The 21239-nt window shown below is 47.8% G+C and carries 17 protein-coding genes; 10 read left to right on the plus strand and 7 right to left on the minus strand.

Going from position 1 to position 21239, the window contains the following annotated elements; all coding sequences use genetic code 11:
* Positions 1-80 precede the first annotated feature (80 nt).
* From ACFTRD_RS01965 to ACFTRD_RS01995, 7 genes are all read left to right on the plus strand, one after another.
* Entirely contained in the window at positions 81-1052 is a 972-nt protein-coding gene (locus tag ACFTRD_RS01965; protein WP_379377481.1) for an ABC transporter permease, read from the plus strand.
* 16 nt (positions 1053-1068) lie between these two features.
* Positions 1069-1977, plus strand: coding sequence for a carbohydrate ABC transporter permease (locus ACFTRD_RS01970; RefSeq protein ID WP_379377483.1), 909 nt, complete (start codon positions 1069-1071; stop codon positions 1975-1977).
* Between the two features lie 41 nt (positions 1978-2018).
* Positions 2019-3614 (plus strand): extracellular solute-binding protein, encoded by a 1596-nt coding sequence (locus ACFTRD_RS01975; protein WP_379377486.1) that lies wholly within the window; start codon positions 2019-2021, stop codon positions 3612-3614.
* A gap of 92 nt (positions 3615-3706) precedes the next feature.
* On the plus strand, positions 3707-4993 hold the full coding sequence (locus ACFTRD_RS01980) for an alpha-L-fucosidase (protein ID WP_379377488.1): 1287 nt from the start codon (positions 3707-3709) through the stop codon (positions 4991-4993).
* Between the two features lie 63 nt (positions 4994-5056).
* Positions 5057-6079, plus strand: coding sequence for a carbohydrate-binding family 9-like protein (locus tag ACFTRD_RS01985; protein ID WP_379377490.1), 1023 nt, complete (start codon positions 5057-5059; stop codon positions 6077-6079).
* A 7-nt stretch (positions 6080-6086) separates the two neighbouring features.
* Positions 6087-8720: a transglutaminase domain-containing protein gene (locus ACFTRD_RS01990; protein ID WP_379377492.1), complete on the plus strand. Its 2634-nt coding sequence runs from the start codon at positions 6087-6089 to the stop codon at positions 8718-8720.
* Positions 8721-8725: 5 nt separating this feature from the next.
* The gene (locus ACFTRD_RS01995; protein ID WP_379377494.1) at positions 8726-9772 is read left to right on the plus strand and encodes a glycoside hydrolase family 18 protein; all 1047 of its coding nucleotides are present in this window, start codon (positions 8726-8728) and stop codon (positions 9770-9772) included.
* A gap of 151 nt (positions 9773-9923) precedes the next feature.
* On the opposite strand, the gene ACFTRD_RS02000 is transcribed toward ACFTRD_RS01995, so the two are convergent.
* From ACFTRD_RS02000 to ACFTRD_RS02010, 3 genes are all read right to left on the minus strand, one after another.
* Positions 9924-12224, minus strand: a complete 2301-nt coding sequence (locus tag ACFTRD_RS02000; RefSeq protein ID WP_379377496.1) for a helix-turn-helix domain-containing protein — start codon at positions 12222-12224, stop codon at positions 9924-9926.
* A gap of 327 nt (positions 12225-12551) precedes the next feature.
* A complete protein-coding gene (locus ACFTRD_RS02005; protein WP_379377498.1) occupies positions 12552-14078 on the minus strand; it encodes a glycoside hydrolase family 43 protein in 1527 nt (508 codons plus the stop codon).
* Between the two features lie 9 nt (positions 14079-14087).
* Positions 14088-15776, minus strand: coding sequence for an ABC transporter substrate-binding protein (locus tag ACFTRD_RS02010; RefSeq protein ID WP_379377500.1), 1689 nt, complete (start codon positions 15774-15776; stop codon positions 14088-14090).
* A gap of 186 nt (positions 15777-15962) precedes the next feature.
* Here ACFTRD_RS02010 and ACFTRD_RS02015 point away from each other — a divergent pair, with 186 nt between their 5' ends.
* The gene (locus tag ACFTRD_RS02015; protein WP_379377502.1) at positions 15963-16826 is read left to right on the plus strand and encodes a helix-turn-helix domain-containing protein; all 864 of its coding nucleotides are present in this window, start codon (positions 15963-15965) and stop codon (positions 16824-16826) included.
* A 162-nt stretch (positions 16827-16988) separates the two neighbouring features.
* On the opposite strand, the gene ACFTRD_RS02020 is transcribed toward ACFTRD_RS02015, so the two are convergent.
* From ACFTRD_RS02020 to ACFTRD_RS02030, 3 genes are all read right to left on the minus strand, one after another.
* A complete protein-coding gene (locus ACFTRD_RS02020; RefSeq protein WP_379377504.1) occupies positions 16989-17558 on the minus strand; it encodes a YdeI/OmpD-associated family protein in 570 nt (189 codons plus the stop codon).
* Between the two features lie 23 nt (positions 17559-17581).
* A complete protein-coding gene (locus ACFTRD_RS02025) occupies positions 17582-18091 on the minus strand; it encodes a DinB family protein (RefSeq protein ID WP_379377506.1) in 510 nt (169 codons plus the stop codon).
* 80 nt (positions 18092-18171) lie between these two features.
* The gene (locus ACFTRD_RS02030; RefSeq protein WP_379377508.1) at positions 18172-19089 is read right to left on the minus strand and encodes a helix-turn-helix transcriptional regulator; all 918 of its coding nucleotides are present in this window, start codon (positions 19087-19089) and stop codon (positions 18172-18174) included.
* 256 nt (positions 19090-19345) lie between these two features.
* On the opposite strand from ACFTRD_RS02030, the gene ACFTRD_RS02035 reads away from it, so the two are divergent.
* Both ACFTRD_RS02035 and ACFTRD_RS02040 read left to right on the plus strand, forming a co-directional pair.
* Positions 19346-19693: an ArsR/SmtB family transcription factor gene (locus ACFTRD_RS02035; RefSeq protein WP_379377510.1), complete on the plus strand. Its 348-nt coding sequence runs from the start codon at positions 19346-19348 to the stop codon at positions 19691-19693.
* Positions 19694-19723: 30 nt separating this feature from the next.
* Positions 19724-20239, plus strand: coding sequence for an SRPBCC domain-containing protein (locus ACFTRD_RS02040; RefSeq protein WP_379377512.1), 516 nt, complete (start codon positions 19724-19726; stop codon positions 20237-20239).
* A 78-nt stretch (positions 20240-20317) separates the two neighbouring features.
* On the opposite strand, the gene ACFTRD_RS02045 is transcribed toward ACFTRD_RS02040, so the two are convergent.
* Positions 20318-21235, minus strand: a complete 918-nt coding sequence (locus ACFTRD_RS02045) for an ArsR/SmtB family transcription factor (protein ID WP_062323924.1) — start codon at positions 21233-21235, stop codon at positions 20318-20320.
* Between the last annotated feature and the right edge of the window lie 4 nt (positions 21236-21239).

The following is a 21239-nucleotide window of genomic DNA, read 5'->3' on the forward strand; positions in this document are numbered from 1 at the left end:
ATTCCTTATTTTTGAACAGGAGTGCTTCGCTCTTCCTTACCAAACGGCCGGATTTTCATTAGAAAAGGAGGAAACAACTGATGCAGCCAAATGGGAAGTCCGCCTTGTCGCAAAACTTATCGGTGCACACGATTCCGAACAGCAAGAAAAATAAATTAGGGAGAAGGATGATCCGAAACTGGGAGTTGTATCTGTTTATCGCGCCAGCATTTCTATACTTTCTGATTTTCCACTACGGGCCGATGTACGGTATACAAATCGCATTCAAAAACTTTATCCCGACGCTTGGTGTCACGGGAAGCCCGTGGGTCGGGTTCGATCATTTCATCCGTTTCTTCAATTCTTATTATTTTTGGGATCTACTATGGAATACCCTTAGCATTAGCTTGTATGAGCTGGCTATAGGTTTTCCGCTGCCGATCATTCTTGCGTTAGCTTTCAATGAAGTCAGGGATTCATTCTTCAAGCGTACCGTACAGACCGTCACGTATGCACCACATTTCATTTCAGTCGTCGTGATGTCGGGTATGATCATTACCTTTTTGTCTCCCTCATCAGGCATGATTGTCAATTTGGTGGAGGCTCTTGGATTTCAGGCTCCTCAATTCCTGACAGACCCTGCCTGGTTCAAAACGGTGTATGTCCTGTCGGGGGTTTGGCAGAGCGCGGGCTGGGGGACCATTATATACCTTGCCGCCCTTTCGGGTGTGGACCCGCAACTGCATGAAGCAGCTGTGGTGGATGGTGCGAGCCGGTTTAAACGGATCCTGCATATTAACATTCCAGCGATCATCCCTACGATTACCATTTTGTTAATTCTGAATATGGGCAGTATTCTGGGCGTCGGATTCGAGAAAATCTTGCTGCTGCAAAATCCGTTGAACATGGGTTCATCCGATGTCATTTCAACATTCGTCTACCGGTCCGGTCTGGTTGATGCGCAATACAGTTTCTCCACAGCTGTAGGATTATTCAACTCCGTAGTTAATGCGATTCTGCTGATTACGGTGAACCAAATTGCACGTCGCACCAGTGAAAACAGTTTGTGGTAAAAGGAGGGGAAAACACATGTCATCCGCGGTTAAGGAAAGCAGAAGCGATAAAGTGTTCTTATGGTGCAACTACATCTATCTGACGATAGCGCTCGTCATTGTGCTTTACCCGCTGTTATACATCATTAGCGCCTCAATCAGTGATCCCAAATTTGTAAGCTCCGGTGAGATGTGGCTGCTACCCAAAGGGATTACGTTTGAAGGTTATGCCCGTGTGTTTGAGAACACCAACATCTGGATTGGGTACAAAAATACGATCATCTATACTGTCGTAGGTACACTCGTCAACCTGATGGTCACTCTTCCGGCAGCCTACGCGCTCAGCCGCTCTGATTTTGTAGGACGTGGGTTCTTCATGGCCATGTTTATGGTCACGATGTTTTTCAGCGGAGGGCTTGTCCCGAGCTACTTGCTGGTTAAGGATCTTGGTATGGTGAACAGCATGTGGGCACTTATTCTGCCAGGCGCTGCATCCATCTGGAATATTATCGTATGCCGTACGTTCTTTCAATCGACCATTCCCAAAGAGCTCCAGGAAGCGGCCCACATCGACGGGTGTACCAACACCCGGTTGTTCATCCGAATTGTGCTTCCGCTCTCTATGCCGATTATTGCCGTTATGGCACTCTTCTATGGAGTGGGACACTGGAATAGCTATTTCAGTGCCATGATCTATCTGAATGATTCTTCCAAGTACCCGCTGCAGCTATTTCTGCGTCAAATTCTGGTGCTTCAGGAAATGGCGGCTCAAGGGGGAGGGGCCATCGATACTTCTTCAGCAACGGCGATGAATTCCAAAGCGGAAATTGCTGCGCTGGTCAAATATGCCGTCATTATTGTTTCAACTTTACCTGTGATTGCGATTTATCCATTCCTTCAGCGTTACTTTGTGCAGGGTGTTATGATCGGTTCCGTCAAGGGATGATCTTAAACCATAATCCACACCAAAAAAGGGGAGTTGTCGTCATGAAAAAGCTTCGTAAGGCTTCATCCATTGCACTCTGCCTCACCCTATCCGCAGCATTGCTTGCAGCTTGTGGTTCCAATGAAGATGGAGGTTCTGCGACTTCAAATGTCGAAGGGGTCAAAAAAGAAGGATTCCCAATTGTGGACAAACCGCTTACGTTAAAGATCATGTCTCAGGATGCGGGCGTAGCCGACTGGAACACGATGCCAGTCCTGCAAGAGATGGAGAAATTGTCCGGCATCAAGCTAGAGTACCAGCTTTCGCCGATCGACAGCTTTGAAACGAAGAAGAATCTGGTATTCGCAAGCGGCGATTTACCGGATATGTTCTACGCTGCGGATCTCAAGCCTGCCGAGCAGGTGACTTATGGCACCCAGGGCATCCTGATCCCGTTGGAAAAATACATTGACGAAGGTTATGCCCCGAATATCAAAAAAATTCTCGATGAGAACCCGGATGTCCGCAAGTCATTTACAACGCCTGATGGACATATGTATGCACTCCCATTCATCGATACAGCGGCTGTGTGGTACAGAGGCCCGATGTGGTACAACGGGGAATTCCTAAAGGCACTTAATGCAGAAGAGCCTAAGACTACGGAAGAATTGTATACGTATCTCAAGCGTGTTAAAGAAGAAGACCCTAATGGCAATGGCCAGCAAGATGAAATTCCGCTGACTTCTGTAAAACTGGATGATCTTCGCATGTTTTTCTTCGGCTTCTGGGGAATGTACAACGAAGGGATCTATTCCGATAAGGACGGTAAAGTCCACTATCCTTATCAAGAAGAAGGCTACAAAGGATATCTGACGTTTATGAACCGTTTGTGGAAGGAAGATTTGCTGGATCATGAGACCTTCTCCCAAACTGGCGATCAGAAAAAAGCAAAAGGTGAAAGCAACAAACTTGCGCTGTTCAACGATTACCATCCGTACTTCACGCTCGGCGGTGAACCTAGCACGAAGCATCCGCTGATGACACCGGTGAAGAGTGAGGTCGCAGACTCTCCTGTATACGGAAAGCACCCGGGCATGTCGGCTCGCGGTACCTTTGCTATTACAAGCAGCAACCCGTCCCCTGAGGCGACGATGCGCTGGATTGATTATATGTATAGCTACGAAGGTGCGACTTTGTTCAACCAAGGTCCTGAAGGCGTGTTGTGGAAATTCAAAGACAAGGAAAATCATGTGAAAGAGTGGCTCCCTGTTCCTGGAGGTGGGGATCGTGAGGAATATCGCGGTAAAATCACGCCGAACTTCGGCATCTTGACACCAGGCATCAATGATCCGGATGTAGCGAAGGGGCTCCGCACCGAATTTGACGAGTGGATTGACCAGCAGAATCAGGAGAAGTTGGTACCTATCGGAAAAGCTCCTTTTCCTAACGTGTATTTGACTAATGAAGAGCAAAGCGAAGCAACTGCTTTATTGTCTGACCTGGATACGTACGTCAAGCAGATGGAAGCGAAGTTCGTGACCGGCCAGGAACCGCTTGAGAACTGGGATAAGTACATCGCACAGATTAAGAAAATGGGCAGCGACCGTATCGTCGAACTGTATCAAGGGGCATACGACCGCTGGAATTCCGGTAAATAAAAAAAGTCTATCGACACACATCCATGGAGACAGATCGGGTTTACGGATTTTACACTCGCATAGAAAGACTTCGGAGAGAGGTGTGAACAAGGATGCAGAAATGGTTCGAAGAGGCCAAGCTGGGGATATTTATCCACTATGGCATCTATGCTGTGGACGGCGTTGCGGAATCGTGGTCCTTCTATAATGGAAGGATCTCGTACGAAGAATACATGAAGCAACTGGACGGTTTTACGGCATCGGAATTCAACGCGGAGAAATGGGCGGACCTGATTGAGAAATCAGGAGCCCGGTATGCCGTGCTGACAACGAAGCATCATGATGGTGTTGCTCTGTGGGATACGCAATATAGTGACCTCAATGTCGTCAAACAGACACCAGCGAATCGGGACATCGTGAGGGAATATGCGGAAGCGATTCGGGAGAAGGGCATCCATTTGGGAATGTATTTCTCGCTGATTGATTGGTCGCACCCGGATTATCCTAGCGTGTATGAAGGTGGGAAGGTACCGGAGGATCTCAGCAGCGTCAATCGCCATTCAAGTCCTGTAGACGGTGTTCAGGATCAGGAGAAATGGAAAAGATTCCTTGAATTCAATAACCACCAACTGCAGGAGATCTTGACGAATTACGGAAAAGTGGATCTGTTATGGTTCGATGGGGACTGGGAACGGAGTGCCGAGCAGTGGAATCTGCCAGAGTTCAAGCATTACCTGCAATCCTTTAACCCGGAAATTATCATCAACTCCCGCCTTCAGGGTTATGGGGATTACAAGACCCCGGAGCAGGGCATTCCGATTACAAGACCGGAGGGACCATGGGAATTCTGTACCACGATCAACACCTCTTGGGGTTATGTACCAACAGACGATAAATATAAATCCCTAAATCAGATCATTCGAATGTTCTGTGACTGTATCTCGATGGGTGGCAATATGCTGCTGGATATCGGTCCACGCGAGGATGGCACCATCGATAAGAGGCAGGAGGATATTCTGCTTGGGCTGGGAGCATGGATTCGCACCCATGAAGAAGCTGTATTCGGAACGGGTGAAGGCATTATGTCTCGCTATTATCTGGGGGGGAGCACCGTATCCGAGGATAGAAAGACGTTGTATCTGTTTGTGTATGACGAGCCAAAAGAGAATGTGTGCATCAAAGGTCTCTGCAATAAGATCAAGAAGATTACCGTGCTGCACTCGGGCCAAGAGCTTACTCATGAAATCCATGGGGGCGTGCCCTGGTTCAATATCCCGGGGACAACGTGGATCAAGATGACCCCGGAGGACACGCATGAACAGGTGACCGTTCTTAAGCTCGAATTCGATGAGGAGCTGGAAATGTACGGCGGCTCAGGAGCCGTTGTCACCCATAACTAACCATTACGGGGAGGGCATGTGCCAATAGATGCATGCCCTCCCTTATGAATTGGAGAGAGCGAAATGAACCAAAGTGGAGTGCCGGAGCCGAAGATTGAGTATGCTCCCAAACATTATATATGCAAGCGTGCAAAGGAGCCGCTGGCGCTGGATGGTCGTGTGGATAAGGCATTCTGGGATGCAGCCGATTGGACGGATGATTTCGTTGATATCGAAGGCGATCTTCGTCCGAAGCCCGGGAAACAGACGCGGGTAAAAATGCTGTGGGATGACGATTATTTCTATTTTGCTGCCGAACTGATTGAAGATCAGATCTGGGCTACGTTGACCGAGCGGGATTCTGTTATTTTCTATGACAATGACTTTGAGATTTTTATCGATCCCGATGGGGATTCCCATCAATATTATGAGTTCGAGATCAATGCGCTCAATACGGTATGGGATCTGTTATTGGTAAAGCCATATCGGGATGGTGGACCTCCGGTCAACGGTTGGGATATCAGCGGTCTCCAGACGGCCGTGTATATTGATGGGGAGCTGAACAGACCTGGCGCCGATAACCGGAAATGGAGCGTGGAGGTCGCGATTCCCTGGACCAGTCTAAAGGAATGCGCCGAAGGCAACCGTCCGCCTGCACCAGGTGAGTTCTGGCGCGTCAACTTCTCGCGTGTGGAATGGCAGACCGAAGTACAAGACGGTGAGTACCGCAAGGTGCTGAACCCGGAGACAGGCAATCCTTATCCCGAGGACAACTGGGTCTGGTCGCCCATGGGTATTATCAACATGCATTACCCGGAGCTGTGGGGTTATGTCGTATTCACTGATGACGGGACGCCTCAGTCCTTTGAGCTTCCGGAAGATGAACGAATCAAATGGGAGCTTCGCAAGCTCTACTATCGGGAGCGCAATTATTATGAAACCCATGGTGAATTTACGCAGGATGTGAAGCAACTTATGGGTGATGAATCATTGAATTGCCAGCCTGTAATTGAAACGACCCGTAGCCTGTTCCAGATTACTGCGCCTTCCTCGGACGGCACGACCTTAATCTGCATTCGGGAAGACGGAAAGCTGTGGAAGGAGTGAGCTTGCCATGACCAGCCAAACGTTGGTGTTCTCGATGGATGCACAGTCATTGGAGCGGATCGAGCAGAAGTTCCGGGAGAAGGTCAACTTTGCCGATGCCCGCAAGGATAAACTGTTTCATGTTTTTCAGCAGAAATTAACGGAAGAAGAGGCATGGGCCTTGAAGTATGTGTATGCCTACATGCCAGTGAACGATATGGCTGATTATGACGGGGAGCTGTTCTTGAGCCATGTGCGCCGGGCTTTGGACATCCGCAAGCGTGTGCCTTGGGGAGACCGCGTTCCGGATCATCTGTTTCTGCATTTTGTGCTTCCCTATCGAATCAATACGGAGAATATAGAGGATTTCCGCGGCATTATATTTGACGAGTTGGCCGACAGGACAGCAAAGTTATCCATGGCGGATGCCATTCTGGAGACCAATTACTGGTGTCATGAGAAAGCAACCTATATTGGCAGCGATCTGCGCACGATATCGCCGCTCACGATGATCCGGAATGCCCGCGGTCGATGCGGGGAGGAGTCCACGCTGGCAGTAGCCGCTCTCCGTAGCATCGGCATACCTGCACGTCAGGTCTACACACCGCGCTGGGCTCACTGTGACAGCAACCATGCTTGGGTAGAAGCTTGGGCAGACGGCCAATGGTATTACATTGGGGCATGCGAGCCGGAAGCTGGATTGAATCAAGGATGGTTCAGCCCGCCAGCCCGCAGGGCCATGCTGATCAATACGAGGATTTTTGCCGACTATCCGGGACCAGAGGACATTACCCTTAATGAGAAGGGATATACGGAGATTAATTTGCTGGAGAACTATGCGCCTGCTCGTACGATCTGTGTAAAGGTGAAAAATGAGCAGGGAGAACCCGTGCCTGATGCGAGCGTTCGCTTCGAGCTGTACAACACAGCGGAATTTTACCCGATCGCCGAAATCAGGACGGACGCACAAGGGAAGGCAACCTTTAAAACAGGTTATGGGGATCTATTGATTCGTGCGGTTAATGGAAGCAAGTGGAGTGAAATCCTGTTCGAAGCTCAGAACAGTGATCATGTTGAGCTGGTGTTGGACTCGTCAGAGCAACCATCTGGGAGCGTGGATTTTGATATGGTCCCTCCGCCTGAAGGGGAAGGAGAGGTCGCCACTGCGTTACCCGAAGAGAAGATTCAGGAACATAACCGTCGTCTGGAGGAAGGGGCGAAGACCCGGAGCGGGTATGAGGGAACCTTCCTGAGTGAAGAGGAGGCTTTCTCGCTGGCTCAAGGGGTTGGACTACCCCAAGAACGTGTATGGGATATTCTTCAGAAGGCACGGGGGAACAGCCGTGAAATCGCAGTTTTCCTTAAGGAACGTTCCGAGAAATATGGTGAGTGGCCGCTCCGACTGTTGGAGTCGATGAATGAAAAAGATTTAATTGATACCTTTCGCCAGACGCTGGACGATCATCTGATCGGTGCGCTCTCGCAGCGAGGATCATGGGCAGAGGAAACGTTCGTGAGATACATCCTGTGTCCGCGGATTTCCTATGAAATGCTGGTCCCTTATCGAGGTATATTCCAGAATGCCTATTCGGCGGACGAGGCAGCAGCGTTCAGGGAAAATCCTTCGACGCTTGCCCGAATTCTTGCACAGGAGTATGACTACCATGAGGATCTCCCTAACCTGAAAGGCAAGGGGAATCCGGCAGGCACTTACAGTCTGATGAAGGGGGACTCTCAGTCGTTGGACATTCTGTTTGTGGCTGTATGCCGCAGTTTGGGGATTCTCGCCCGATTGCATCCAAGCGAGCAGAAACCACAGTACCTAAGTGACAGAGGGTGGGAGGATGCGGTATTCAGTCTCAGTACACCTCCCAATCGGGAGAGTGCAAGCTGGGGAATGCTGCAACTCCTCCGGGATTCAGAGGCTCGGGAGGATGCGCCGTCAGCATCCTATGCGGAGAATTTCTCGTTGGCCCGTCTGGAGGATGGCGTCTACAAGACATTGATATATCCTTATGGCAGCACGGATGTCTATAGCGATCCATTTGAGGTTGAACCGGGAGCTTATCGCTTAACGACCGGCATCCGTCTGAAAGATGGAACGGTAAGAGTCCGCTTCATTTACTGCATCGTTCGCGCTGGAGACACCACGGAGGTTGTATTAACTTATCGCGAGACAATGGTAGACATCCCAGTTCTGGGCAAACTGGCGACCGACAGTGAGTTGACTCGGCTGGATGGTTCAGAGGTGGTACTTCATGATCTTCTGGGATCAGAGGGGGCCGTTGCTGCGTGGATTGAACCAGAACGGGAGCCGACCAAGCATCTGATTCGTGAGCTGTGTGAGCTGGCTGAGCCGCTGGATAAGCTGGGCGTGCCAATCGTGCTTGTGATCGGAGATACAGAATGGAACGCCTCCTTTGACTCTGGGGCTTATCCGAAGCTGCCGGTACGTACGGTTTTTGTACGGGATTCAAGCTATGCATCCTTGTCCGGTTTCATTTCGAAACCTGTCGCTCACGAAGCGGGCTATCCGCATCTGTTCGTGCTGGATAATCAGGATCAAATCCGTTATTCGGCCTCCGGGTACAAGATTGGTACAGGCAAGGAAGCTCTGCAGATTGCTTCTGCAATATCTCAATCATTGAATGGATCGGAGTGAAGAGGATGACGAAATATATTGCTGCTGGTTATGTCGTCGATTCTGTTCTTCCCGACATGACGGATGAGGATCTGTTGAAATTAACACATCTGAATGTAGCCTTTGGTCATGTCAAGAATGATGAAATCACCACCGAGCATCTACAGAACGGCGATGTGGTTAGGAAAATCAAGCGGGAGCATCCAAATCTTAAGGTGCTGCTTTCTGTTGGCGGATGGAGTGCTGGCGGTTTCTCCGAAGCCGCCTCAACGCAAGCGGGGCGGGACAGCATGGCCGCATCGGCGGTCCGGGTGCTGAAGAAATACCCTTTTGACGGGATTGATCTGGACTGGGAGTATCCATGTTACGGTGAAGCTGGCATCGCATCAAGTCCAGATGATAAACGGAATTTCACCTTGCTTCTCAAGGCGATCCGGGAGACTCTGGATGCCAAGGGCATTGAGGATAGCCGCCATTATCTGCTCACGATTGCGGCAGGGGCTGACCAATACTACGTAGATGGTACAGAGATGGCTGAGGTACAGCAGTATCTGGACTTTGTGCAGTTGATGACCTATGATATGCGCGGCGGCTTTCAGGTTCTGACCGGACATCATACGAATCTGTATACGCCAACCGGAGATCTGTTCCGAATCAGTACGGATGCTTCCGTGAATCTGTTCATCCGTGCTGGCGTCCCGAAGGAGAAGATCGTTATCGGTGCCGCGTTCTACTCACGTGTATGGACTGAGGTTCCGGACCGAAACCACGGTCTCCACCAAATGGCCGGCAGCACAGGCGGCTACGGTCCGGCATTTGCCGAGCTGGAAGCAAAGTACATCAACAAGAATGGTTACGTTCGTTATTGGGATGATGAAGCGTGCGCACCGTTTCTGTTCAATGGGTCCAGCCTAATTTCTTATGATGATGAAGAATCAATCCAGTGCAAATGCGATTACGTGAAGGATCAAGGCCTGGCCGGGATCATGTTCTGGGAATACGGCTGTGACCCTACCCACCGTTTGCTGGGTGCAATGCATCAAGGGCTTCAAGATATTTCGGCTGCAAAATAGAAGAAGCTCGGCGTACGAAGTCGTTTGGAGCGCTCAAAAAGTGAACTTGAAAATACGGAAACCTCCCCTTCACCATACGGTGAAAGGGAGGTTTCTATTTATTCGGTGAATCGGTATCCGATGCACTCCGTATTGACGTCATTCGAATCCTTTATCCAATACACTCTTCATCGTCATCTTCCGGGGAATCGGCGGAGCCGTTGGGACGGTGCATTTTGCGGTACTGTCCTGGTGTGTAACCCGTCTCTTTCTTGAATTTGCGGATGAAGTTCGGTGTGTCCAGATAACCGACGCGCGTGATGATATCTTTTAACGGATCGCTAGTATGCAGCAGCAGCCGAATGACCTCATCCATCCGTTTCTGCCAAATATATTGGGTGAAATTCATGCCGATCTTTTCTTTGAAGGAACGACTGAAATACGAGGAAGAGATCGTGAATTTGGATGAGATCGTACCCAGACTGAGATCATAATCCGAGAAATTGGCATCAATATAAGCAACGATTTCATCCATCAGGGAACTTTCTTCCGTCTCGCTCTTCGCCTCGACATGGGCGCAGATTTCGGCGGCAAGACCAGTCAGCTTCTTCTCCAAATCTTCCAGCGAGTCATAGGAAGTGATTCTTGGAAGTTGATTAACTACATGATGAATGCCGAGCTCCGATGCGGTTTTTAGCATCGTATTCAGAATATCGAAGCAGATGCAACGCAGCAGCGGTACGGACGGCATTTCAGCTTTTAGGGTATTTAACGCGGTTGATACCATCTGAACAGCCACATCATAACTGCCCTGTTTCAAGCTCTGAACCAGCTTCAGCAACACATCCTTAGGGACCCAGAAGGAAGAGTCCTGTGTACCGGAACCGGAAAGGGCGTTGAAGAAGGTGCTGCTGCCCTGTCCGTGAAGCATCGATGCTTCCAGAGCGGTGGATGCCTCGATGTAGGATTGATTCAACTGCTCTGGATAACTATACCGATTGCCTATTCCGATTGCAGGCGCAACGCCGGTGTGTTCTGTCACCATCCATTGCAGTTGTGCAACGATAGGCTCCATACGGGCATTCAAGCTGGCTTCATGCCCAATTTCGGCATCAAATCCGACAATGAGGGCCAATTGGTCAGCCTGTGGAAGCTCGACGCCGTATGCATAGGCGGACAACTCCGGCAGTTCCACATCATTCATCAGCTGCACAACCGTACGCTGTTCAGGGTTATCCCCGATGGGAAAAGCATGCATTTCCCAGCCCATAGTCATGACAAAATAATGGGATCGGTTGAAGTGTATGCCGAGCTTGTCCGTAAACTCGGAGGGAAATTCTCCAGTATGACCATGTTTCAGCAGCATGAGCAGAATATGATTGCGAGCATAGGGTTCCTGAAGGTCCACGCGTTGACTGTAATCGTGCAATGTCTTCTTGATCCATTCCAGCTCGTTGGTGGTTGTGGACGTATCAGGATCGTTTTTCAACCGTATGAACTCCATTAAGTCTGAAATCGGATGGTATTGTCGACGGGCCAACATAATCGCAAGGATGGTACCCATTACCACCACGAAGGAGAAAACAAGAACAACAAAGGTACGAATATGGACGATTCGGCTAAAAAATTGATTGCTCGGCATAGCGGTTACATAAGTCCAGCCAACGTCTGATTTGACGGATACAACCGAATGCGGTTCTTGATTTAAGGAGAGACTGTGTGTTCCCGGCTCAAGTTCAAACAGAGATTTGACTTCCTGTTCGGTAATGGTTTCCCCTTTATAATTGGCGGCCAGCACCTGCCCATAATTATCGAAAATATAAGTCATCCCATGGTAGTCGCTGAGAATGGAATCAATCAATCCGGTCAGATTGGACTCGTGAATCAAGTACATGACAGTGCCGTGGGCGGGCGTATTATTAGGTGCAATCGGCACAAGGTAGGCCAGCATGGAATTGGGTACTTTGGTTCCTTGAACGACTTGCTCGGCTGGTCGTATCGTGGGGAACTGAACGTTATTCAAATCCCGGATCATGTCCGTTTTGTTCCATGTATTAAATTTGTAGCGGCCCGTGAATACATCCAGGTTTTCAGAGCCCTGAGACGAGTAGATGTTATCATCTCCGCGGAAGAACAGAAATAGTTCATCGATAATGGAACTGGTCGCCTTGTATTTGACCAAGGCACTAATCGATTCCCTGCTATAGTAGGGATGGTGGGTCCAATAACGAGTTAGCTGCTCATCGTAGGCGATACGAAATGCAATGTCCTGCAATTCTTTCATGCGGTCATCAATGACCGTTTTGGCTTGAGTGAGCTGATTGACATTGGTCTGTTCGATCTCTGAACGGAGCGTGTCCACAGCATTGTGATAAATAATGATGGTTAATATAACAAGAGGGATAAGGAAAATGGAGATATAGGATAGTGTGTACTTAAGCAGAAGCTTGGACTTGAAGTGATTCCATTTCATATCTGCAACCTCCCGTTTTTCTTTCGTGCTGCAGCGATAGCGCTCTCATAAAGACAGTGAAGTATTACCATGATGCCGAGCTGCTAGGTGTTCCTACTAAAAATATTAGGAGAACTTCTCTAATAAATCAATGAATCTTTTCTGAGATTTAAGGGGAGTCATGCAGAACGTTTCTTGAGAGAATCGATGTATATAAGCATAGCAAAATCCCCTTCAGGGATACTCCTGTCCTTATGTTACCACACAAGGCTTTTCAAAGAGTATCTACTTGAAGGGGATAATTATAATAGAGCATATATTTTGTTTTCTTACATTAAACATGGAAGGTCAAACCAACATTTTATCCAGAGGTTCATAATCAAACCAATCGAATAGGCTTGGCGTACCTTCTCCCGATGGATCATGGGCATACATGGCGATGATGATTCCTGTGAAGCCACCCGCCACTTCAGTAGAGAGCAGATGTGTTTCGCCAGAGCCGAGTACAGTGCCAGTTGTTGAGCCTTGCTGTACGGAGAAAGTGAAAGTATCACGCTGGGCCTGGATCTGTAATATTACAGGTCCTGCTTCGCAATTTTGAATTTCCTCGGTTCTTAATGAACCGACCGTTCGCCGGAATATCATTTTTTTCTGACCATCGATCCGCTTTATAGCCAAATCATAATGATATTTCTCATTCATATGCACGGTCAATCCCGCTTCGTTGCCATTGTGGGTTGGCTCAAAGTTCAGTTTGACAGCCATGTTGCATAAAAAATGGCTTAAGCGACGACCGACAAAGGCGGGATTTCCACCATCATTGAGAGACATAGAGTTCCCTCGCAGGACAAGGTGGCCCGGGTGTTCTGTGAGGGACCAGCTGCCAGGGGCCGGATTTCGCAGGAAGAGCCAGTCCAGACCAAGTGTGGACCCTTTGAAATCATCCCGAATTGCTTTGCGGGGCCATTGGACTTCAGGCAGCTGCGGCCCGGTCATGACAGGCTCGATATGTCCGTCATGACCGATTACAGGCCATCCGTCACTTGTCCAGTTCACAGGTGCGAGGAACGTCTCACGCCCCAAATGATGCCGCATGGGGTAGGCTGCAGGACGAATTCCAAGGCATACCGCCCACCAGCTCCCGTCATGTGCTTGAACCAGATCCGCATGGCCAGTGGCATGAATACTGCTTTTCATGCTTCGGTTCGACAGGATCGGATTATGGGGGCAGGGAACGAAAGGCCCGTAGGGATCAGTGCTTCGCGCAATGGTTTCCATATGGCCGTATTCGGTCCCTCCCTCGGCAATCATTAGATAATAGAAACCTTTTATTTTGTAGAGATGTGGGGCCTCGGGTGCAGCACCACCGGTGCCTTTCCAGATGAATTGGCTCTCCGTCAGTTTATGCCCCGTCAAGATGTCAATTTCACACTGGTAGATTCCTTCACCCTCAGCGCCATTACAGGCCGATTGAAAGTATGTGCGACCATCATCATCGAAGAATAGGGAGGGGTCTATACCATCCTGGGCAACAAAAATGGGCTCAGACCACGGTCCTTCAGGTTGCCTGCTCCGTACATAGAAATTGCCGCCTGCACTTACATTGGTGGTCGTCATGTAGAACCAGCCATCATGGTGCCGTATGGTCGGTGCATAAATGCCACCGGAGCTACCCGCTTTGGCGAGTGGAAGCTGTTCGACAGAAGTGAGAACATGGCCGATCTGGCGCCAATTCACAAGATCCTTGCTGTGAAAAAGGGGTACACCCGGGAAATATTCAAACGTGCTGGTTACAAGGTAATAATCTTCATTTACCCGACAGATGCTGGGATCAGGATAGAAGCCTGGAATTACCGGATTAGTGTAGTTCTTCATGTTGTGCTCCTATTCATTCCAGAGTTGGATGCGATCCTGGACGTATTTGGTGAATCCCTGTTCCATTTTTTCGACACCTGCATCAATGAGCTTCTGCTGATAGTCATTCCAGATGGCATCGAATTCTTCCGGTTTGGACATGACAGCCAGTGGAATCTGCTTCCATGTAATGTCCTTCACCTTGTTGGCTATGATGTTGATTTCATCATCACTTGGCACAGAGATGTTCCATACCGCTCCCCATGGTTTTACCGGGAAGTCCTTCTCATTCGGAAACAGATCCATCCAGGTCGTTGCATCATAAGCTTTAAGGGTTTCTTTCTCTGCATCTGTGTAATTCTCAATGATCTGCTCCGGGAAGTTCTTGGTAAAGTAATTACCAGTGGAGTCTTTGACGCCATCCCCATAATGACCACCGATATTGGTGTAAAGGCCTACGCCGGATTCTTTGGTAAAAGCGATATTGTCATTGATAATACGCTGCTGCACATCCGCAGGCACAACCCGTTTGCCATCCTCCATGGTATATTGCTTGCCTTCAACGCCCCAGTAGTTGAGAATCTGTCCTTCTTCGGAAGCGAGGAAATCCAGGAATTTAATGGCTCGAACCGGATCCTCAGCGCTTTCAGTTATTCCAACTCCCCAGCCGGCCATGAAACCTGTGGACTGGTAGCGATTATCCTTGTACTGATCAGACAGCATCACAGAATAATGACCATAGGTCTGATCATTTTTTCCTGCTGACTTCAACGCTTTTTCTCCATCGGAGTAACCCCAGTCAGCATCAATCAGACCAATTACGCGACCTGAAGCAACTTTGGCGAGATATTGGTCGTTTTTCTGAACAAAAGATTCCTGATCAAGCAAACCGGTATTATACATATGGTTAAGCCACTGAAAATACTCTTTCTCGCCTTCCGTGCGGAAATGATAGGTAGCTTCATGCGTATCCGGATCAATGTAGTACTCACCATCTCCTGATTTGCCCGTGGTCTCGGCAGCAGGGTTTGTCACGGTAATTTGGATATGCCAATCATCCGCATTCAGTGACAAGCCGATATTTTTGTTGCCATTTTCATCGGTAGGGTGCTTCTCCATGTATGATCGAATGACATTTTCATAATCTTGCAGTGTCTTGATCTGAGGGTACCCCGCCTCCTTCACAGCCCGATGCTGCAGTTCGAAGCCTGCGCCTGCCACGAAGTTGACTCCATCGATGGCTGAGTAGGTAGGAATGACATAGATGGACGGGTCATCGTTGCTGTAGCGCAAACGCTTGATTTGGTCACCGAACAGTTTCTTGATGTTTGGGGCATGTTGTTCGATTAGATCGGTAAGGTCCAGCATGGCACCTGCATCAACCAATTTGTCCAAATCCCCTTTGGGACTGATCAGATCGGGGTAATCGCCGCTTGCAGCGATCAGTGCCAGTCGCTGCGCGGGGTCCGACACGGCGAATTCGGCATCAAGCGTAATACCTGTCTTTTTGGTAATTTCCTTGCCGACATCATCCTGCATCTTATTCCAGTTCGCGTTGGAATCTGCTCCGAAGAAAGTCAACGTCATCGGTGAAGTATCACTGGCATTTCCTTCATTGCCTTCCACGCTTTCATTACCACTACTGCATCCAGCCAACAAGCTTAAGGAGAGTGTAAGTGCGACAGAGCATTTTGTAATCTTTTTCATCGAATGAACCATATTAACCCCCTGATGTTTTCTATTATTTTTTTGAATGCGGTTACAATAGTGCCCTTAATCTGTGCTGTATTTTAATCACTACATGAGGAATTATATCGATCCAACCCGTCGGCAAACCTTGATTTTTCGGACCTGGAGTAGCATGATATAGACATTCAACCCAACACAGATCATGGAGGGGAACTGTTGAGCAAAGCCTATTTGAACTGGTTTACAGCCGACCTTGAATTTCCTTTTTATATTCAATATGGAGGACATGATGAAGACACTGAACTGCACAGGCATGTGGACTTCTCGGAACTTGTCATTGTCCTGAATGGCAATGCGACACATGTAGTCCATACGGAGGAGTTTTTTGTTAAGAAGGGCAATGTATTGGTGATCAATGGTTCCACTCCGCATGCCTACAGGGCCCCTCATGATTTTCAGATATGCAACATTATGTTTAGACCCGAAATGCTCGCTTCCGCCGGACCGGATCTGAGGAAATCCAAAGGATTTCAGGCTTTGTTTGTATTGGAGCCGTTTTATCGTAATATACACTCCTATTCGAGTAAAATGGCCTTGGCTATTCCTAACCTGGAGTACGTGGAATCGCTAATTTCTGTCATGATTGAGGAGTATAAAAGCAAGCAGCAAGGATATCAGACGATGCTGGTCTCCCGTTTTACCGAGATGGTTGTTTATCTGTCGAGGCACTATGATACACAGGATAAGGGGGTAGAGGGTACTAATCTGTTGCATCTGGCCAATGCCATTTCCTATATCGAGGATCATTATCTCGAACCCCTGTCCCTGGAGGAGATTGCAGGGAAGTCGAATGTTTCGGTAAGGCACCTGAACCGGATCTTTCGATCCTATTATCAGATGACACCGATCTCCTATTTACAGAAGCTGCGTCTGGAAAAGGCATGTCATCTGTTAAAACACGGAAACCTGTCCATTACGGAAATTTCTTATAAATGCGGGTTTAACGACAGCAATTATTTTACCCGCCAGTTCACAAAGGTATATGGCATGTCTCCCAAGATGTACAGGCAAACTCTATAACATTCCACTATGGTACGATATGGTATCTGCCACGGAGTCTGTATAACGATACTGAGGCCGATTACAAAAAAAACAGGATCTCCTGATTGAGAGATCCTGTCCTGCGTTGCAATGACAAACTTTATCCTGTAATTCGATTCAATTCAATGATTTTAATGCCGTTCAATAATCCAAAAGACGTCCGTAGTCATGCCATTGACCGTACATTTTGTTTTCTTTCGTGTGTGTTATGAATTTATCCAGTCTACTTTTGAATAGTTCAGGCTGATTTCTAACGCTTTGGATCGTGTCGATCCGAACTTTTTGATAAAGAGCTGGAAATGCCAAGAAATTCGCATAAACCTGCTTTTCCTCTTTTAGCCTTTGCTCGATAACAAAATCCATTTTAAAAGCATCGTGATCCATCTCAGGAAGTACGTTTCTTCCTTCGCCGCTCATTAATCCCAACTTTTCAAGACGGCGGACACGTTCTTTATTCAATTCAGTCCATGAACTTCGTTTGCTTCGGGGAGACAATCTCTGCGCAAGCTGATTTTCGGATATTTTCTTTTTGACCCCATCGATCCAGCCAAAGCAAAGTGATTCTTCGACCGCGTCCAAATATAACAGCGTGTTTTTGGTTGGTTTCATGCTGACAACGACCCAGCAGGATTTCTGAGTCTTTCCATGCTCCTGCAACCAAATTCTCAAATCTTCTCTTGAATTCGCGGTAATTAAATGTTCGTTTTCCATTGATGAAATATCGTCCATCTTCGCTATACTTTAGCGGATTCCTGATACCAGAAAAGGGCATAGTCGTTCATGACGGATGCGTGGCCTAATTGACGCAGCATGGTCGATATATTGCCTCTGTGATAGGTCCCGTGATTCACTACTTGCAGTACAATTTCCGAAAGGCGGGTTTGGCGGATACCGGCATATGGATTGTCAAGCAGGATCGTTTGCTCGAGATCATCTTGGCTTTGGAACCATTTATTGTATTGATCCGATAACTGGGCAAACAGATGGATGTATTTATCTACTGAATCCAGGATGTTTTCATTTAACGGCATACATGTTTGCAGGGCTTCACGCATATCTACCCCGGTCAAAACCAGATACCATGTCTTATCAACCACATAGATATGGTTAAGAGCATGTGCAAGGGTCGGGAACGAGCTGTTTACTTCCTGACTCAGAACAGAAGGCGGGAGTTCCTTGATTCTTCCCAAGATCGTTTGGTTGGCCCATGTGTGGTAGTTATACATTTGTTCTGGATGGTTCATTTGTATCGTCTCCTTTGGATTGGTTATGGATTGGACTGTTTATAAAATGATTATAAAAAAAGAAGTATGACAACAGACTGTCATACTTCCTCATAAAGTTGGAGTGCATTTCGAAGTTGTTTTTGTATGATTCCTCTCAGTTCAAGAGGCTCAAGAACTTCAACCCCACTACCCAAACTCAGCAGAAAAGAGCAAAGCCATCTCGCTTCCAGCGGTTGATCAACCGGGATGCGCATCGTCATACTTCCATCGTCATGAAATTGTTTATCCGCTTGGTGAAAATGATCCAACGCCTCTGCTAATGCATCCGGGCTCACCCGAAATACTACATCACGAACCTCACCTTTCCATTCTCTGTTAGACAAAGGCGCCTCTTTCGGCACATCGAGATGCGGCTGGAAGGAGCCCTCTGTCAGGGACAGATGGATCATTCGTGATAGACGAAACTCCCGATAATCCTGTCGTGATCGGCAAAATCCATAAACATACCAATTTCGATATTTAAAATGAAGTCTCACCGGTTCCATAAAACGGGTTGTATATTCATTTTTTGTATTAATGTAATCAAAAGAGATGACTTTACATTCGGTAATGGCAGTGCGTAAATCACGAAGTGCATCCGGAGTCGTTCGATGAGTTTCCAGGTCCACTTCCAGACTTGACGTTTGCTGCTGTGTTCCAACCGTTCTCAGTCGTTCAATCGTTCCTTGCGCACGCGCGTCTTCAAACACGGTGGAGAGACTGCTAAGCACGGTGATCAGGGAATCGACATCGTACGAACCGAGCAAGCTTTTATCCATCTTGTATCCATCCATCATGCCATATCCGCCCTTATGCCCTTGAAACGAGATGACCGGGAATCCAGCAGCACAGATGGCATCGATATCCCGATAGATGGTTCTTTGAGACACTTGAAACTCTTCAGCCAGCCTAGAGGCAGACAACACTTCATGATTCAGCAGCTTGTAGATGATTGAGATCAATCGCTCCAACTTCATATATAGTCCCCACCTGTTATTCCAATTCGTAACACTGGTGATTATTATTACAGATTGTCAATAAAATTCAAATAGTATTTCCATCGGGATATAGTATGCAACATTCGGGATTATTTGATAAAAGTTATGAAACCTTTGATAATATTCCTTTACAGGAATATTCCTTATAGGGTATACTTTGAATATCAGGAAGAAGACATTTTGGTGAAGGAGATGAGATTTACCTAATACACTATAACTGAATGAGGTGAACAGCATGTCAGGACACAATCCGGGTATGGATATGGCCTTGCTGGGCGCTTTGGCTGAACCGAATCGTATGAATATCGTCGAATTATTACGTGATGGTCCTCTTACTGTGGGGGAAATTGCTGAACAGCTGGGATTACGTCAACCTCAAGCTTCGAAGCATTTGAAAGTGCTCAGTGATCATGGCATTTTGGACGTAAAGGCCGAGGCCAACCGCAGGATTTACAAGCTCCGTCCAGAACCCTTTCAAACGTTGGATGAGTGGGTGCAGTCGTTTCAGAACATCATGGAAGACCGTTTTGACAATCTGGATCATTATTTGCGTGAACTGCAAAGCAAGAAAGACAAACCATAGGCATGCGCTAACTCATAAGGAGGAATGACAATGTTAAGCAACGGAATGGTGTCGAGTGTGGAAAATGAAAAGGTACTTGTACTTGAGCGTGTATTTGACGCACCTCGTGAGCTTGTGTTCAGCATGTTCAAGGAAGCGGAACATCTTCAGCGCTGGTGGGGACCGAGAGGTTGGGCCATTCCTGTCTGTAATGTGGATTTTCGACCAGGCGGTGTTTGGCATTACTGCATGAAATGTGAGGATAAGAACCAGGGAGATTTTTACGGTATGGAATCTTGGGGAAAAGGTGTGTATAAGGAAATTGTTGAGCCGGAACGGATTGTTTATACCGATTATTTCTCGGACGCTGAAGGCAACACAGATGAGAACCTGCCGACAACCGAAGTAACCATGCTATTCATTGATCTTGGGGGCAAGACAAAGATCGTTAATCGATCAGAGTATGTATCCGCAGAGGCATTGCAAACCGTCATGGATATGGGGATGTTGCAGGGAATTACGGAAACATGGGACCGTCTGGCGGAGCGTCTGAACGAAGTGAAGTAACAGAAAATGAAAACAGCCGTCCGTTTTTAACTGGGCGGCTGTTTGTTGATTTTGAGGTGTAACACAGTTTATACTCAACTATTCCTCTTGCACATTATAAAGTACACGGGCAAGCAGATTCTGTCCATAATTACCGAAATTTTTGCCGAAGATCGTTAATCCCCGTTTATTCAAAGGTCCGTCGGTAACGGCAATCCGAAAATGGATATCGCTCTTGTAATCCAGGCCGATCTCGTTCAGGGTAACATCCGAGATACGGCATCCATCAATATAACTGCCCTCCTGGGTAATGCGGATCAGCTTCAGCATTCCGTATTGGTTCAGATGCGGTGGCCACCAGTCCGGGTTGAACGTACCCCGGGTATTGCCAAAATCACCTGGGCTCGTCCAGCAGCCAATCTCAATGCCGTTGACGTAGAAATAGATATCCGAAGGGTAGTTGTCGCAGAAACCAGGTGCTTCCGAACCCAATTCCATGGACAACTGGATTTCGCTGAACGTCTGGTTAGGCTTGAGGTAGTTGGGGATGCGATATTCCAGATAACCTTCAGCCAGCCAAATCATCTCCGCATCAATACGGAGCGGATCGGCAAAATAGCGAGGATCATCGAACTCGCCGACGATGCTGTCCCGGGTAGCAAGACCACATGTAGGGGCTGCCTGATAATCACTGTAATGACCTACCTGAATTTCAACCTCGTATCGGTTATAAATTTCCTGTGAACGCAGGTCCACCATTAGTTTTTCCTCATTGAGATAACAAATCTTCTGAATTCCGTGTTTGCCAACTGCAGTATTGATCTCGATCAATCCGCTTTCTTCCAACTTTTTGATATGCATGGTGATCGCGCCGTTGCTAAGTCCAAGTTTGGTTGCCAGATCATTGAGATTAAGACTTTGGTTCTTCGCCAGCAGCTCAATGATCTGAATCCGGATTTCCGAACTGAGCGCCTTGAAAATATTCACACCCGACATCAGATCTTTAATATAAATCATAGGT

The sequence above is a fragment of the Paenibacillus sp. NPDC056933 genome (assembly GCF_042674385.1).
Classification (GTDB): domain Bacteria; phylum Bacillota; class Bacilli; order Paenibacillales; family Paenibacillaceae; genus Paenibacillus.